This is a genomic window from Deltaproteobacteria bacterium, from assembly GCA_029210625.1.
GTDB lineage: Bacteria > Myxococcota > Myxococcia > SLRQ01 > SLRQ01 > JARGFU01.
Window position 1 is genome coordinate 194624 of the sequence record JARGFU010000005.1, and the last position, 15977, is coordinate 210600.

The following is a 15977-nucleotide window of genomic DNA, read 5'->3' on the forward strand; positions in this document are numbered from 1 at the left end:
AAGGTCGTGCACGATGACGAGAGCTAGGACGAGGGTCTGGGGAGCGCTGGTCCTGCTGGCGGCGGTGGCCTCACCCGCCCGGGCAGACACCTTCCTCAACGGGGTCAACATCACCGGCGTTACCGGGCAGACCTTCGAGAAGGCGACCGTCCGGATCGACGCCAACGGCAACGTCCACATCGACGCGCCCGGCTACGCGGTCGCCGGCGCCAAGGCGGGCGCCGCGCCGGCCGACGGCGGCGCGACCGCCACCGCGCCGGTCACCACCTCCCGGGCGATGAGTGGGCGCTACTACCTCGTCTCCTCCCAGAACGAGGTCGGCGCGACCAGCTACGACATCGACCTCTACATCAACGCGAAGTGGATCCGGAAGCTGCGGGGCGAGGAGTCGCAGGTCGTGGCCGACGTCACCCGCTTCCTGCGCCCCGGTCAGAACAAGATCCTGATCATGGCGAAGAAGAACCTGGCCAAGGGCCTCAAGAGCCGCTCGCCGGGCCACACCTTCCGCGTCGTCCTCGGTGAGGGTGCAGAGGGGGGCAACAACGTGATGATCGAGCGCACCCTGGTCGACTTCAGCGTCAACGCCGCGCAGATGGAGGACATCTCGCGCGAATACACCGTGACGGTGAACTAGATGTTCCAGACCGACCCCCGCATCGGCTTCCTCGACGTGCGCCGCGAGGCGATCGTCTCGATCATCGAGTCGATCAACCACCCCCACATCGGCGTGCCGGGGCACGAGCCCCAGGCCACCCGGGCCACCGTCGTCGGGCTCCGCAACCCCGACAACTCCTTCTCGATCTACATCGCCCTCTACCTCGAGACGGCCGTCGCCAACGTCATCTACGTGAACGACCAGCAGCGCTTCGACGTCCAGGCCTACCCCGAGGTGGAGGCCGAGGCCCTGATGTTCATGGAGAGCATGGGCTTCATGGTCGACAACGCGAACTACCGCAATCTGAGCGGAGAGCAGCAACTCGAGCTGATCGATCGGCTGCCCTGCTTCCACGCCGACACCCGCGCCTGGGCCACCCGCCACGGGCTCATCGCCGAGCCCGCGCCCGCCGCCGCACCGGCGATGGACGAGGACGAGCCCGACGACGACATCCTCGATCTCTCCGAGGCAGCCGTGGTCGGAGAGCTGGTGATCGAGGGGGTCGCCGAGGAGCACATCCCGGCGCTCGAGCCCGACGAGGTCGCCAGGATGGCCCGTCTGCTCGCTTCGTTCTAGATTGCCCACCTTCCTTCCGATCGAAGGCGAGTGATCATGCTGCGCAACCCGTTCGTCCTCCTCACCCTTCCGCTGCTCCTGACCGGCTGTCCGCGAGACCCCGCTGGAGCGCGGATCCACTACGATCTGGGCATCCAGGCCAGCAGCGAGGGCCGGATCCAGGACGCCGTGAAGTCGCTGCGGGAGTCGGTGGAGAAGGATCCCAACTTCCCCGACGCGCGCAACGCGCTCGGTCTGCTCTACCACGTCTCCCTGGCGCGGCCGGATCTGGCCGAGCCGGAGTACCAGAAGGCCCTCGACCTGAAGCCCGAGTACTCGGAGGCCGCGAACAACTACTGCGCGCTCCTCCTCGACCTGAAGCGCTACGGTGAGGCCGAGACCCTCTGCCGCCAGGCGCTCGCGAACGTGCTCTATCCGACGCCGCACCTCGCCCGCGGCAACCTCGCCATGGCGATGTTCCACCAGGGCAGGGTGGAGGACGCCATCACCGAGCTGAAGGCGGCGCTGATCACCCAGCCGAAGTTCTGCGCGGGCTATCGCAACCTGGGCAACATCTACCAGGAGATCGATCAGGCCGGCGCGGCGCTCGGGGCCTACGAGAAGTTCGCCGAGCACTGCCCGGAGAACGCGACGGCCCAGCACCTCCTGGGCGAGGCCCGCCTGCGCACGGGCGACGTCTCCGGCGCCAAGGCGGCCTTCGAGCGCTGCTCGGCCCTGGCCGACACGGGGCTCTCGAGCAACCTCGGGGAGCAGTGCCGGCGCTCGCGCGCGGCCCTAGAGTCGGCGGGCGCGGCCGGGCTCATCGGAGAGTAGCCTTGGCGCTCGGCCCCTACCTGCGCCAGGAGCGCGAGCTCCGGCGCGTGCCGCTGGAGGAGGTCTCCCGGGTGACGCGGATCCCCCGCTCGACCCTCGATCTCCTCGAGGCGGACGAGCTCGTGCGCCTGCCCGGACGGGCCTACATCGTAGGCTACCTGCGCGCCTACGCCTCGGCGGTGGGCCTCGATCCCGAGGAGCTCCTCCTGCGCTACCAGGAGCAGACCGGCGAGACCCCGGCGATGGCGCCCTCCGAGCGGCCGCCGGCCCCGGCCTGGAAGGGCCACGCACCGGTCGTGGCGGCGCTGGTCGTCGCCGGGGGCGTGCTCTACCTCGCCCTGCGCTTCCTCGGCTCCTGACGGAGATGATCACCAGCCGGTCAGAGGCGCTGGTGCTCGGGCTCTCCGACTACGGAGAGGGGCACCGGCTGGTGCGCCTCTTCGACCGGGAGACGGGCCTGGTGAAGGCCTTCGCGCCGGCGGCCCGCAAGTCGCGCAAGCGCTACGGCGGGACGCTCGAGCCCATGGCCCACCTCGAGGTGGTCCTCACTCGCCGCCCCGGCCGGGACCTCCCCTCCCTCGACGAGGCCCGGGTCCTCCACCTGCGCCTGACGCTGCGCGAGCACCTCGAGCGGATCTTCCTGGGCACCTACCTGGTCGAGCTCACCGGGATGATCCTGCGCGAGGACCAGCCCCAGGCCGCCCTCTTCGATCTGCTGGTGGCCGCCCTCGACGGCCTCGACGGGAAGGAGGAGGGGCGGGAGGGGATCCTCTCCCCCTGGGGGCGGATCGCGATGGATCACGCCATCCTCGAGTCCTACGGGGCCGCGCCCCACCTGGCGGCCTGCGCCTCCTGCGGGCGGACGCCCGAGGCCGAGCGCTCCCGCTACTCGGTGCGGGAGGGAGGGCTGTGCTGCCAGCAGTGCCAGCCCCACTGGCTCCCGGACGATCGGACCCTGCTGCGCCGGACGCGGCAGGCGCTCCTGGCGCTGGCGGGGGCGGGGGTCTCGGCGGAGCTGCTGGCGCGCGCCGCCGGGTTGCCGGCCGACGACCTCGAGGCGATCGAGGAGGCGAGGAGGGCCCTGGAGGACACCCTGGAGGCCTTGCTGGGGAGGGCGCCGAAGAGCCGGGCGTTGCTGGACGCCACCCTGCGCTGAGGGAGCGGCGGGGTGGGGGGCGTGCTGGGGGGCGTGCCAGGGGACGCGTCCGTGGACGTGTACGTGTACGGGCCCCGGCCGCTCAGCGACGACGCCGGGCGATCAGCCCGATGCAGCCCAGAAGCACCAGGGCGAAGAGGCTGGCGGGCTCGCCCCGCGGGCTGCTGCAGCTGCAGCCCGGCTCGGGCGAGCTCGCCGGCTCGTCGAGGGCGAGCACGAGATCCTGCTCGCTGCTCCACGAGAGCTCCAGCGGGAGCTGGACCTCGAGGAAGCCCGCGTGGCTGGCGGTGAGGACGTAGCTGCCGGGGACGAGGTCCTCGAAGCGGTAGGTGCCATCGACCGCGGTCGTCGCCGTGCCGGGGGTCGGGCCCGCCAGGGAGAGGGCGGTGTCCTCCCAGCCGCCGACGAGCTGCCCCTCCAGGGCGACGACGCCCGCCAGGGAGATCCGGCGATCGGGATCGGGGGAGAGGGGGATCTCGAGCAGCGTGTCGGCCGCCAGGGAGAGGGTGCGGGTGTCGGGCAGGTGGTCGGTGGCCGAGGTCGTCAGCGTGTAGTCGCCCTCCCGCAGCTGGACCCAGGAGAAGCGGCCGGCGTCGTCGGTGATCACGCTCTGCGTGGCGCCGCCGGCGGCGGGGGTCAGCTCGAGGGTGGCGCCGGCCAGCGGCGTGCCGTCGCTCGCGTCGATCACCCGGCCCTCGAGCAGCAGGCGGTGGTCGGTCATCAGCCGCAGGGTCTGGTCCGGGAGATCCGCGCCGGCCAGGGTGAGGGGCTGGCGGGTCGTGAGGAAGCCCTCCAGGCTGGCGAGGAGGATCACCGGGCCGTCCACCAGCCCGTCGAGGGCGAAGACGCCGGCGGCGTCGGTGAGGGTGCCGCCGGCGCCCTCGAGGATCACGGTCGCGCCCTCGAGGGGCGTGTCGTCCCGGGCGTCGAGGACGGTCCCGGAGATCGTCCGGGTGGCCGGCAGCGCCTCGAGCTCGAGGGCGAGGCCTCCGAGGTCCAGGTCGGCGACGATCAGGTCCATCCCCAGCGGGCGGTGGCCGGGCGCGCTGGCCTGGAGGCGGTAGGTGGTGGCGGGCAGCACCGCCGGGAAGAGGAAGCTGCCGTCGCCGGCGCTGGCCACGACCTGGGTGGCGCGGCCGCTGGCCTGGAGGCTCAGGCGGGCTCCGGCGAGAGCCGGGCCGCCGCTCTCGCTCACGACGCCGGCGACCTGCACCGCCGGGGATCCCGGCGAGAGGGAGAAGTTGCGGGTCTGGTCGCTGCCGAGGATCAGGCCGAGGTCCGCCGCCGCGTAGCCGGGGGCCGAGGCGACGAGGGTGTAGGCGCCGGCCGGGAGCCCGAGGCTGTAGCTGCCCCCGGCGCCGGCGATCGCGCTCCCCTGCCCGGGCACGGCGGTGAGGGTCGCGCCGGCCAGGCCGGCGCCGCTGCCCGCGTCGAGGACGACGCCGTCGAGGGTGAAGAAGAGGGGGCTCCCGTCGAGGACCAGGGGGGAGGGGAGGGCGAGGTCGCCCTCCACCCGGATCGTCTCCACCTGGGAGACGCCGCCGGCCGCCTGGCGGGCCTGGACGCTCCAGGTCCCCTGCTCGAGGGGGCCGAGGCGGAAGTCACCCGCGGCGTCGCTCAGGGCGGCCACCCGCGCGGCGCCGCGGACCGCCTCGACGTCGGCGTGGAGCACGCCGCCGCCCGCGCCGTCCTCCACCCGGCCGCTGACGAAGCGCGCCACCGCGTTCGCCTCGCCCGGGGTGGCTCGCCGGGCGAGGGCCCAGGTGGTGGCCAGCGGCTCGCTGGTCTCGTCGTGGCGCGCTCCGGCCGCGCCGTCGTAGAGCCCGCTGGGCCTCGCCGCCGCGCTGCCGTCGACCGGGCAGGGCCGGACGCAGGGGGTCCGGGCCTCGGCGCCCTCGCCGAGCTCCTTGCGGGCGTGGAGCCCGACCCCGGGGGCGGCCTCGCCGCGGAAGGTGCCGGCCTCGAGCCCGTAGGCGGGCGCCGCACCGCTGGGCGTGGTGTCGACCCGGTCGTCGAAGAGCTCGCCGGCCGCCGGGGCTCCCCAGGTCACGAGGTCCACGTCCTCGACCAGGGCGTCGGTGGCGGCGTGGCGTCCGAGGAGCAGGAACTCGCCGGCGGGATCGAGGGAGGCCGCCGCGTCGATGGCGCCGGCGTGGGTGGGCACCATCTCGGGCACCGCGGGCACGTCGGGCAGGAGCTCGAGGTCGGGGAAGCGCCCGAAGGTGGTGTGGAAGTCGCCGGGCGAGGGCCAGGCGATCACCAGGTAGCCGCCCGCCGGCAGGTGGGCGCCCGGCGGGAAGGCGGCGGTGGCGTCACCGGCCCCGGCCGCGGGCGGCGCGCCGGAGGGGAGCAGGGCGAAGAGCGGATCGTCGGTGAGGAAGAGTCCGTCGAGGGCGAGGGTCGAGGTGCCGGGGTTGTGGAGCTCCACCCAGGAGAGGCTCACCGCGGCGTCCGCGACCTCGGAGAGCTGGGGAGCCTCGAAGGCGGCCTCGTCGACGACCACCCGGGCCATGCCCCGGAGCCGGTCGAGCTCGAAGCGCCCGGGCTGCCAGGGCTCCAGGGTGAGGGTGAAGGGGGCGGGGGAGACGCCGTCGGCGGCGAAACCCCAGCCATCCGCGCCCAGCTCCAGGCTCCGGTCGATGGCGTTGCTGCCCGCCGCGCCGACGCTCCACTCCAGCTCGTCGGTGGGATCGAGGGGGAGGGGGAGGGTGATGCTGGTGGTGTCCAGCCCATCCCCCGCCAGGGCGTCGGGGGCCTGGCCGTCGTCGAGCAGGCGGGTCCCGGGGCCGGCCGGGTTCCAGGGGATCCCGCCGAGGTGCCGCTGGAAGCCACCCTGGGCGAGGAAGGCGACGGGGCGGCGCAGGGTGGGGTCGGTGGCCAGCCCGCTGGTGAAGGAGTCGGCCAGCCCGGGCTCCGGCCCGAAGCCCGCGGGCGCGGTCGGGGTGAAGCGGAACTCGAGGGTGCGGGCCTGCTCGTCGGGCAGGTCGACGCGCATCGGCGAGCCGTCGGCCTGGCCCACGGCGCCCGCGGCGAGGGTGGCGCCCTCGGGGAGCACCAGCCAGCGCAGGGTGCGGGGGCCGGGCAGGGCCGCGGCCGCGAAGGAGACCGAGGCGGTGAAGACGCCGTCCCCCGCCACCGCGTCGGCGCCGGTGCCGTCGTCCACCAGGGGGATCGCCGCGGCCTCGACCCAGGCTCCGAGCTCCGGGGTGTCCCCGATCAGGCGGTGATCCTGGGCCAGCAGGGGGCCGGGCAGCAGGCAGAGCAGGCCCAGGGCCGGCAGGAGACTTCGGTGCAGGTGGATCCCCCTTCTCACGCTCGTCATCGCAGGGCTGACTCTACCCCAATCGGGAGGTCGGGAGTGGACCGGCGCCGGGCGCCGGGAAGGGCCCCGCAGAGGCCAGGATCGGGCTCTCCGGGGCGAGTCCGTGTTTCGCGGCGGACCGCCGTGAGTCGCTTGACGATCCCTCGGGCCGAGGGTAGGTTCCGGCGCCCGAGGGAATCCATGTATTTTCAAGACCTTATCACTTCTCTGACCCGCGCCTGGCTGGACCACGGCTGCCTCCTGATGCAGCCCTATGACGTGGAGGTCGGCGCCGGGACGATGAACCCCGCGACCTTCCTCCGGGTCCTCGGTCCCGAGCCCTGGAACGTGGTCTACGTCGAGCCCTCCCGCCGGCCCGCCGACGGCCGCTACGGCGAGAACCCCAACCGGCTCTACCAGCACCACCAGCTCCAGGTGATCCTCAAGCCGAGCCCCAAGAACGTCCAGCAGCTCTACCTCGACTCGCTGGCGGCGATCGGCATCGTCCCCGAGGAGCACGACCTGCGCTTCGTCCACGACGACTGGGAGTCGCCCACCCTCGGCGCCTGGGGCCTCGGCTGGGAGGTCTGGTGCGACGGGATGGAGATCACGCAGTTCACCTACTTCCAGCAGGCCGGCGGCTACGACTGCAAGCCGGTGGCCGTGGAGCTGACCTACGGCCTCGAGCGGATCTGCATGTACCTGCAGGAGAAGAAGAACGTCTTCGACATCGAGTACGCGAAGGGCGTGACCTACGGGGAGATCTTCCACCGCAACGAGGTGGAGCAGACCCGCTACGCCTTCGACGAGGCGGACACCGACCTGCTCTTCCAGAGCTTCGAGGCCAGCGAGAAGGAGGCCCGGCGGCTGCTCGAGGTCGAGCTGCCCATCCCGGCCTACGACCACGCGCTGAAGTGCTCGCACCTCTTCAACATGCTCGACGCGCGCGGCGCCATCTCGGTGACCGAGCGCGCGGGCTACATCCAGCGCGTGCGCGGCGTGGCGCGCGGCTCGGCCAAGGTCTGGCTCGAGGTGCGCGAGTCACTCGGCTTCCCGCTGCTGCACGCCGGCGCCGCCGCCGGGAGCGAGGAGGCCGACCATGCCTAGCCTGCTGCTGGAGATCGGGAGCGAGGAGCTCCCCGCCGCCTTCGTCGATCCGGCCCTCGAGGCCCTCCGCGCTTCCATCGATCGCGCCCTCGACGAGGCGCGCCTCGCCCACTCCGAGGTGGTCGTCCACGGCACGCCCCGGCGCCTGACCGCGATCGTCGCCGAGGTCGCCGACCGGCAGCCCGACGAGTCCAAGGTCGTGACCGGGCCGCCGGAGCGGGCCTCCTTCGACGCCGAGGGCAAGCCCACGAAGGCCGCCGTCGGCTTCGCCAAGGGGCAGGGCGTCGAGGTCGAGAGCCTCGAGATCGTCGACACGCCGAAGGGGCGCTACGTCGCCGCCAAGGTCGAGTCCGTCGGCGTCGCCGCCGACGAGGTGCTGCCCGGCCTCCTCCAGGGCGTCGTCGCGGGCCTGCCCTTCAAGAAGTCCATGCGCTGGGGCGAGGGCGAGCAGAGCTTCGCCCGGCCGGTGCACTGGATCTGCGCCCGCTTCGGCGGGAAGAACGTGAAGTTCTCCTTCGCCGACGTGGAGAGCGGCTCGAAGACCTACGGTCACCGCTTCCATGCGCCCGCGGCCATCACCCTGCGCTCCGCGAAGGGCTACCTCGACAAGCTTCGGGAGGCGAAGGTCCTCGCCGATCCCGACGAGCGCGAGGCGGCCGTGCAGGCCGCGGTCGAGGCAGCGGTGAAGGCGGCCGACCCCGCGCACCGGGTCCGGGAGGACGCGGCGCTGCGCCGGGAGGTCACCCACCTGGTGGAGTGGCCGGTGGCCATCGTCGGGCACTTCGACGAGGCGCACCTCGATCTGCCCCGCGAGGTGCTGATCTCGGAGATGCGCGAGCACCAGAAGTACTTCGCCGTCGAGCGCGTGAGCGACGGCGCCCTCGTCCCCTCCTTCGTGGCGGTCTCCAACACCGAGGTGCGGGATCCCGCGGTGGCGCGCAAGGGCTACGAGCGGGTGCTCTCCGCCCGCCTCGCCGACGCGCGGCACTTCTTCGACACCGACCGCAAGAACACCCTCGAGTCGAGGATGTCCTCCCTGGAGCGGGTCGTCTTCCAGAAGAAGCTGGGGACCGTGGCCCAGAAGGCCGAGCGGATCCGCGCCCTGGCGGTCTGGCTCGCCTCCAAGCTCGGCCTCGAGTCGGTCCAGCCGGTGGTGGACCGCGCCGCGACCCTGGCCAAGGTGGACCTCGTCACCGGCATGGTGGGCGAGTTCCCCGAGCTGCAGGGCATCATGGGCCGCCACTACGCGACCCTCGGCGGTGAGAGCGAGGCCGTGGCCCTCGCGATCGAGGAGCACTACCTGCCCCGGCACGCGGGCGACCGCCTGCCCACCGAGTCGGCGGGCGCCCTGGTCGGCCTCGCCGACCGCTTCGACAGCCTGGTCGGGCTCTTCGGGATCGGCAAGCCGCCCACCGGCACCGCCGATCCCTTCGGCCTGCGCCGCGCCTGCCTGGCCATCGTCAACGTGGTCCTCGACCGGGGCTACCGGATCGATCTCGGGGCCTGCATCGAGGAGGCGGCCAAGCTGCACAAGGACACCCTCACGGTGCCCCTCGACGAGCTGAAGGCGGGGATCCTCGACTTCTTCCGCGGCCGGCTGCGCCACGCCTGGGCCCAGGAGTATCCGGTGGACGTGGTCGAGGCCGTGCTCTCGGCCGGCTTCGGCGACATCCTCTCCGCCCGGGAGCGGGTCGAGGCCCTCACCGGCATCAAGGAGCGCCCGGAGTTCGACGCCCTGGCCGTCGCCTTCACCCGGGCCGCCAACATCGTCGCGAAGGCGCCGACCATCGACGCCCCCGAGGTGGACACCAGCCTCTTCGAGGACGACTCCGAGGCCCGGCTCTGGAAGCAGGGCATGGCCGTCCGCGAGAAGGTGGAGGCGGCCTACGCCCGCCACGACTACCGGTCGGCCTTCCAGGAGATGGTCACCCTGCGGGATCCCGTCGACGCCTTCTTCGAGAAGGTGCTCGTCATGGCGGAGGACGCCCGGGTGCGAGACAACCGCCTCCTCCTCCTCACCGGCATCGCGCTGCTCTTCGACGGCGTGGCCGACTTCTCCCAGATCCAGACCAACTCCTGATCTCCCACACCATCTCCAAGCTGGCCGCTCGCATGTCTTGCTGGCCGGCACAACCTGCAGAGGCAACTCATGGCTCAGAAGCACGTCTATTCGTTCGGTGGCGGTAAGACCGAGGGCAACGGCACGATGAAGGACATCCTCGGTGGCAAGGGCGCCGGCCTGGCCGAGATGGCCAAGGCGAAGATCCCGGTCCCGCCGGGCTTCACCATCACCACCGGCACCTGCCTCGAGTTCGACCGGACCAAGACCCTCTCGCCGGCCGTGAAGAAGGAGATCCTCGAGGCGGTGGCCTCGCTGGAGAAGCGCACCGGCAAGGAGTTCGGCGGCGGCAAGAACCCGCTGCTGGTCTCCGTTCGCTCCGGCGCGAAGGTCTCCATGCCGGGCATGATGGACACCATCCTGAACCTCGGCCTCACCGACGAGACCGTCGAGGCCCTCGCCGCGAAGACCAACAACCCGCGCTTCGCCTACGACTCCTACCGCCGCTTCCTGCAGATGTTCGGTGACGTGGTCCTCGGCGTGGAGCACCACGACTTCGAGCACGAGCTGGCCAAGTCCCGGAAGAAGTACAAGGCCAAGACCGACGCGGACCTCTCCGAGAAGGCGCTGCGGGAGCTGGTCGAGACCTACAAGAAGCTCATCTGGAAGACGACCGGCAAGAGCTTCTCGCAGGACCCCAAGACCCAGCTCTTCCAGTCCATCGAGGCCGTCTTCGGCAGCTGGAGCAACCCGCGGGCCATCACCTACCGGCGGCTCAACGAGATCCCGCACGACATCGGCACCGCCTGCAACGTGCAGGCGATGGTCTTCGGGAACCGGGGCGACACCTCGGGCACCGGCGTGGGCTTCACCCGCGACCCGGCCACCGGTGAGCGCTACCTCTACGGCGAGTTCCTGATGAACGCCCAGGGCGAGGACGTGGTCGCGGGCATCCGCACCCCGCAGCCCCTGCTCCACCTCAAGCAGGTGATGCCCAAGGCCTTCAAGCAGCTGGCCGAGATCGCCGAGAACCTCGAGCGCTACTACAAGGACATGCAGGACTTCGAGTTCACCATCGAGGACGGTGAGCTCTTCATGCTGCAGACCCGCTCGGGCAAGCGCACCGGCCTCGCCTCGGTGCGCATCGCCACCGAGATGGTGGACGAGGGCCTGATCACCAAGAAGATGGCGGTGCAGCGGGTCGAGCCGACTCAGCTCCTCCAGCTCCTCCACCCGGTCTTCGATCCGGCCGCCCGCAAGAAGTACGGCGTCGACGCCAAGGGGCTGAACGCCTCTCCCGGCGCCGCCTCCGGTGAGGTGGTCTTCACCGCCGACGAGGCCGTGGCCCGCACCGAGAAGGGCAAGGCCGTCGTCCTGGTGCGCCAGGAGACCAGCCCCGAGGACATCCACGGCATGGCCGTCGCCAAGGGCGTGCTCACCGCCGCCGGCGGCATGACCTCCCACGCCGCCGTCGTCGGCCGCCAGATGGGCAAGCCCTCGGTCGTGGGCTGCGACGCCCTCCGGATCGACATGGCGAAGGGCACCCTGCGCATCGGCGGCAAGACCCTGCGCCAGGGCGACCCCATCTCCATCGACGGCACCACCGGCGAGGTGATCTGCGCCGCGCTGCCCACCACGCCCTCCGAGGTGGTGCAGGCCATCCAGGGCAACAAGGCCGCCCGGAAGAAGCCCCTCTTCAAGGTCTACGACAAGCTGATGAGCTGGGCGGACGAGTACCGCAAGCTGAAGGTCCGGGCGAACGCCGACAGCGGCGTCGACGCGCGGCGGGCCGTGGGCTTCGGCGCCGAGGGCATCGGCCTCTGCCGCACGGAGCACATGTTCTTCGAGGAGGACCGCCTCCCTTGGATGAAGAAGATGATCCTCTCCGAGTCGGACAAGGAGCGGGCCGCCTGCCTCAAGAAGATCCTGCCGATGCAGCGCAAGGACTTCACGGCCATCTTCAAGGAGATGGGCGGGCGTCCGGTGACCATCCGCCTCCTCGACCCGCCGCTGCACGAGTTCCTGCCCCGGCACGACGAGCTGAAGGTCGAGATCGCCGTGATGAAGGCGACCAAGAAGAAGAAGAACAAGGACGGCGTGCCCCTGGCCGAGCTCGAGGCCCTGCTCGAGCGGGTCGAGGAGCTCTCCGAGTTCAACCCCATGCTGGGCTGGCGCGGCTGCCGCCTCGGCCTGCTGGTGCCCGAGATCATCGAGATGCAGGCGCGGGCCATCTTCGAGGCCGCGGTGCAGGTGAAGCAGAAGGGCATCGACGTGAAGCCCGAGGTGATGATCCCCCTCGTCGGTGAGGCCCGCGAGCTCGCCCACCAGCGGGCCATCGTCGTCCGGGTCGCCCAGGAGGTGCTGGCCAAGAAGAAGGTGAAGCTCGCCTACCAGGTCGGGACCATGATCGAGGTGCCCCGCGGCGCCCTGCTGGCGGACGAGGTCGCCAAGGAGGCCGAGTTCTTCAGCTTCGGGACCAACGACCTGACCCAGATGACCTTCGGCTTCAGCCGCGACGACGCCGGCAAGTTCCTCTCCGCCTACGTGGAGAAGGGCATCCTGCCGCGCGACCCCTTCGTCTCGGTGGACGTCGAGGGCGTGGGCCAGCTCATGAAGATGGCCGTGGCCAAGGGCCGCGGCACCCGCCCCAACATGAAGTGCGGCATCTGCGGCGAGCACGGCGGTGAGCCGCGCAGCGTCGCCTTCTGCCACTCCATCGGCCTGAACTACGTCTCCTGCTCGCCCTTCCGGATCCCGGTGGCGCGGCTGGCGGCGGCGCAGGCCAACCTCGCCGAGAAGGCCGCGGCCAGGAACGGCGTGAAGAAGGGCAAGGCCAAGAAGGCCGGCAACGGCAAGCGTGCGGAGGCCCGTGCGTGAAGAAGCCGCGCTCTGTCGCCGGTGGACTGCTGCTCCTCCTCCTGGGGATCCTGATCTCCGGAGGGGCGAGCGGCTGCGCCTTCGACCGCCCCCGGGACCCTCAACCCGACGGGACGCTGCGGCTCCCGGGTGCGCTGGGGACCTCCGGCGACGGGCGCCTGCTCTACGTGGTGGGGACCAACTTCGACGCCCAGTACGGCACCGGCGCCCTCCAGGCCTACGACCTGGAGTTCTGCGACACCGCGATCAACGGCGCCGCGATCTGGCCGGTCTCCATCGATCCCGCCGACGCGATCGTCGGCGAGGTCCAGATCGGCTCCTTCGGGGGCCAGCTGGCCCGGGGCACGAACGCCAGCGGCGGTGAGCGCCTCTTCGTCCCCCTGCGGGGGACGGGCACGGTCGCGGCGGTGGACGTCGACGCCACCACCGGCGCCCTGCGCTGCGTCCTCCCCGAGGGGACCAGCGCCGGCGAGATCGGCGCGGCCTGCGACCGCGTCGAGGTCGCCCTCGAGCTCCCGAACGGGAACCTCGTCGACGATCCCTACGGGGCGGTCGCCGCCGGTGAGCACCTCTGGGTGAGCAGCCTCACCTCGCAGTTCGTCGATCCCGAGGATCCGGAGGGGGAGGTGGCCTCCTACTTCGCGCGCCTCGGGGTGGACGCCCCGGTGGAGCCGACGATCCTCTCCGCCAACCGGATGATGCCTCGCGAGCTGCGCCTCGATCAGTACGGCCGGATCTGGGCCGTCGGTCAGGCCGTCTCCGGGAGCTCCGCCATGGCCGAGCTGCGGGTCTACGACCCGGCGAGCTTCGCGCTGGGGCTGGAGGGCGCGAGGAACTTCTCCATCGCCGGCGCGGCCGGCGGAGGGGAGGCCCGCGGCCTGCGCTTCTCCACCGACGGCGAGTTCCTCTACGTCATCACCCGGCGGCCGGACCGCCTGCTGATCTTCGGCCGGAGCGGCTCCTTCGGCACGGAGTCCCTGACCCTGCGCGGCTCGGTCTCGCTGCCGAGCTCGCCGGCCGCCCTCGAGCGCCTCTCGCGCCCCGCGCCCCTCGGGGACCTGGTGGTCGTCACCGGCAACGACCCCGACGCCCTGGTCGTCATCGATCCCCAGCTCCAGGAGATCGTCGGCCTCCTCGACGGCACCCACTGCGACGCCTCCGGGGTCTGCCCGCAGGGCAGCCGCAGGGCAGGGGAGCGGGCCGCCGTACGGGATCCCGGCGAGCGGCCCTTCGGGGTGCTGGCCGTCCCTCAGGCTTCCGGCTACCGCCTCTGGGTCTCGACCTTCGGGCTGGCCTCGACCGAGGCCGGAGGCCTGCTGGCCATCGATCTTCGCGACCCGGCCCGGCCGTGGGAGCTGACCGTGGTGGCCGAGATCGCCACCCCCGTGGAGGAGGCAGAGTGATGCCCGCCCGGAAGAAGGCCCTCGTCCTGCTCCTCCCGCTGCTGCTCCTCACCGGCGCCTGCAAGAAGGAGGAGCCGCCTCCGCCTCCCGGGGACCTCGCCGGCCCCACCGCCGTGGCCGCCGTCGGAGACCGCGTCTTCGTCACCTCGCCGGTGGACGACGGGCTGCGGGTGATGATGGCCGCCGGCTCGGTGGCCTCCGAGGGCTGCAGCGAGGACTCCGACTGCGGGGGAGGGCAGTACTGCGAGGCGAACCAGTGCATCCGCGCCGTGGAGGAGGTCCTGCGCGCGCCGGATCCTCTCTTCTCCCTCATCATCCCCGCCCTGCGGGCGCCCGGGCGGCTCCTCTCCCTGCCCGGCGCGGCGGGCGAGCGCTCCCTCCTCGTGGTGAGCAGCGAGACCGACGCCCAGCTGCGCTTCATCGACGCGGACGTCGAGGCCCTCCTGCCCCTGGGCCTGCCGGTGCCGCTGGCGGGCCGGGCCGTGGCCCTGGCCTCCTCCGAGGTCACCGGGGAGATCTATGCCCTCCTCGACGGGCCCGAGCTGGGCGGCGGCGTGACCGCCCCCTCGGCGGTGGCGCGCCTCGCACCCGAGGCGGGCCTCCGCACCCCCGGCGAGACCTTCGGCCGGGCACCGGCGGTGGTCGCCGACCTCTGGCCCCTGCCCCTGCGGGGCCTCGACCTGGCGGTGAGCGAGGCCGGCGGCGAGACCACCCTCTGGGGGGCCAGCGCGGAAGGTGCCGAGCTCGTCCAGCTCTTCCCGGCCGACGGCCGGCAGCAGCGCCTCTCCATCCCCGGCGAGCTCGCGCTCCTGCGGGCCTCGCCCCCGGCCAGCTTCGATCCGGGCTTCGCCACCGCGGGGGAGCGTCTCTTCGGCCTCACGGCCGACGGCCGCTCGCTCCTCTTCTTCGAGGGCGGCAGCGGCGCGGTGGTGGCCGAGCTCTCGAGCGGCGGTCAGGTCTTCCCGGTGCCCATCGCGGGGACCGTCTCGGATCTCACCGTCGCGGCCGACGTCAGCCTGACCCTGCCCCGGAAGACGGCGGAGGAGGAGGGTGAGGTCGTCGAGCTGCCCTGGCTCCTGGTCCTCTCGATGGTCAACGGCGACGCCCTCCTGGTCGACGGCCTCTCCGGGCGCACCATCGACGCCGATGGCGACCAGAGCGTGACCCCCGTGGTCCAGGCCCTGCGTCCCGGGGCCGACGACTCTTCCGCGCCCCGGATCGTGGAGATCGACAACCCGGACCACGACCCGGCCAATCCCTCCTCCGCCGCCCGGATCCCGAACATCACGCTCACGGCGGGCGTGACCCGCTCGCGCAACTGGACCCTCGCCTGGCGGGGCCTGGTGCCGGCCCAGAACGGGCTCCTGGGCCTCCTGCGGGAGAGCGGCGCGGCCGTCGAGCTCGTGCCCACCGACCCCTCGGTCGATCTCCTCGCCGACGCGCGGGTGGGAGACCAGGTCGAGATCCTCACCCAGCTCGAGGTGCCCGAGGGCTGCACCTCCCTGACCGGGCGGCTCTTCCTGGTGGACACCGTCGCGGCCGACGCCCTGGGCCTCCGCCCCAAGGGGAGCGCCTCGCTGCCGGACGCCGCCTGCGTTTTGAGCCCCCTGCGCTACCGGATCCGGAGCGCCGAGTTCCTGATCACCGCCTCGGGCCTCTCCGAGACCTTCCGCGCCTCGCCCGGCGAGACCTTCACCTACGCCGGCGAGCCCTACCTGGCCACGGCCCCGGCCGGGCCAGCCTTCGCGGTCGAGCTCGAGGCGGGGCAGAGCGACCTCGAGGACGGGGCCACCCGCCTCATCGAGGTGCTCGGCGGCGCCGATCCCTGGCGGATCGACCCCGGGAACATCCTGGGCTCCACGGCGCGCTTCCCCGGAACGCCGGCGGTCTTCGCCGGCCGAGAGGGGGCGCCGGAGTCGGCCCGGGCCTACCTGCCCTTCCCGGGCAGCCACGCCGTCTTCGCCTTCGACCTCTTCACCGGGGCCGGCAAGACCGCCATCCGCTAGGAGCCTCGTTGACAGCCCCGGAGG

11 protein-coding genes are annotated in these 15977 nt (G+C 72.3%); 10 read left to right on the forward strand and 1 reads right to left on the reverse strand.

Going from position 1 to position 15977, the window contains the following annotated elements:
• Positions 1-13: 13 nt before the first annotated feature.
• From P1V51_06560 to recO, 5 genes are read left to right on the forward strand one after another with little or no spacing between them, the layout of a single operon-like run.
• Complete coding sequence (locus P1V51_06560) at positions 14-634, forward strand: hypothetical protein (protein MDF1562685.1); 621 nt, start codon at positions 14-16, stop codon at positions 632-634.
• Positions 635-1231: a hypothetical protein gene (locus P1V51_06565; GenBank protein ID MDF1562686.1), complete on the forward strand. Its 597-nt coding sequence runs from the start codon at positions 635-637 to the stop codon at positions 1229-1231.
• Between the two features lie 36 nt (positions 1232-1267).
• Complete coding sequence (locus tag P1V51_06570) at positions 1268-2044, forward strand: tetratricopeptide repeat protein (protein MDF1562687.1); 777 nt, start codon at positions 1268-1270, stop codon at positions 2042-2044.
• Between the two features lie 2 nt (positions 2045-2046).
• Positions 2047-2403: a helix-turn-helix domain-containing protein gene (locus P1V51_06575; protein ID MDF1562688.1), complete on the forward strand. Its 357-nt coding sequence runs from the start codon at positions 2047-2049 to the stop codon at positions 2401-2403.
• Between the two features lie 5 nt (positions 2404-2408).
• Positions 2409-3200, forward strand: a complete 792-nt coding sequence (gene recO, locus P1V51_06580) for a DNA repair protein RecO (protein MDF1562689.1) — start codon at positions 2409-2411, stop codon at positions 3198-3200.
• An 82-nt stretch (positions 3201-3282) separates the two neighbouring features.
• Here recO and P1V51_06585 read toward each other — a convergent pair whose 3' ends face one another.
• Positions 3283-6513, reverse strand: a complete 3231-nt coding sequence (locus tag P1V51_06585) for a carboxypeptidase regulatory-like domain-containing protein (protein MDF1562690.1) — start codon at positions 6511-6513, stop codon at positions 3283-3285.
• A 189-nt stretch (positions 6514-6702) separates the two neighbouring features.
• On the opposite strand from P1V51_06585, the gene glyQ reads away from it, so the two are divergent.
• From glyQ to P1V51_06610, 5 genes are all read left to right on the forward strand, one after another.
• Positions 6703-7608, forward strand: a complete 906-nt coding sequence (gene glyQ / locus P1V51_06590; GenBank protein ID MDF1562691.1) for a glycine--tRNA ligase subunit alpha — start codon at positions 6703-6705, stop codon at positions 7606-7608.
• Positions 7601-9688 carry a glycine--tRNA ligase subunit beta gene (glyS, locus tag P1V51_06595; protein MDF1562692.1) on the forward strand — a complete coding sequence of 696 codons (2088 nt, stop codon included), beginning with the start codon at positions 7601-7603 and terminating at the stop codon, positions 9686-9688. The genes glyQ and glyS overlap by 8 nt, the downstream gene beginning before the upstream one ends.
• Positions 9689-9757: 69 nt before the next feature.
• A complete protein-coding gene (gene ppdK, locus P1V51_06600) occupies positions 9758-12544 on the forward strand; it encodes a pyruvate, phosphate dikinase (protein ID MDF1562693.1) in 2787 nt (928 codons plus the stop codon).
• Entirely contained in the window at positions 12541-13947 is a 1407-nt protein-coding gene (locus P1V51_06605) for a hypothetical protein (protein ID MDF1562694.1), read from the forward strand. The genes ppdK and P1V51_06605 overlap by 4 nt, the downstream gene beginning before the upstream one ends.
• Positions 13947-15953, forward strand: coding sequence for a hypothetical protein (locus P1V51_06610; protein ID MDF1562695.1), 2007 nt, complete (start codon positions 13947-13949; stop codon positions 15951-15953). Before P1V51_06605 ends, P1V51_06610 begins: the two co-directional genes overlap by 1 nt.
• The last annotated feature ends 24 nt before the right edge of the window (positions 15954-15977 follow it).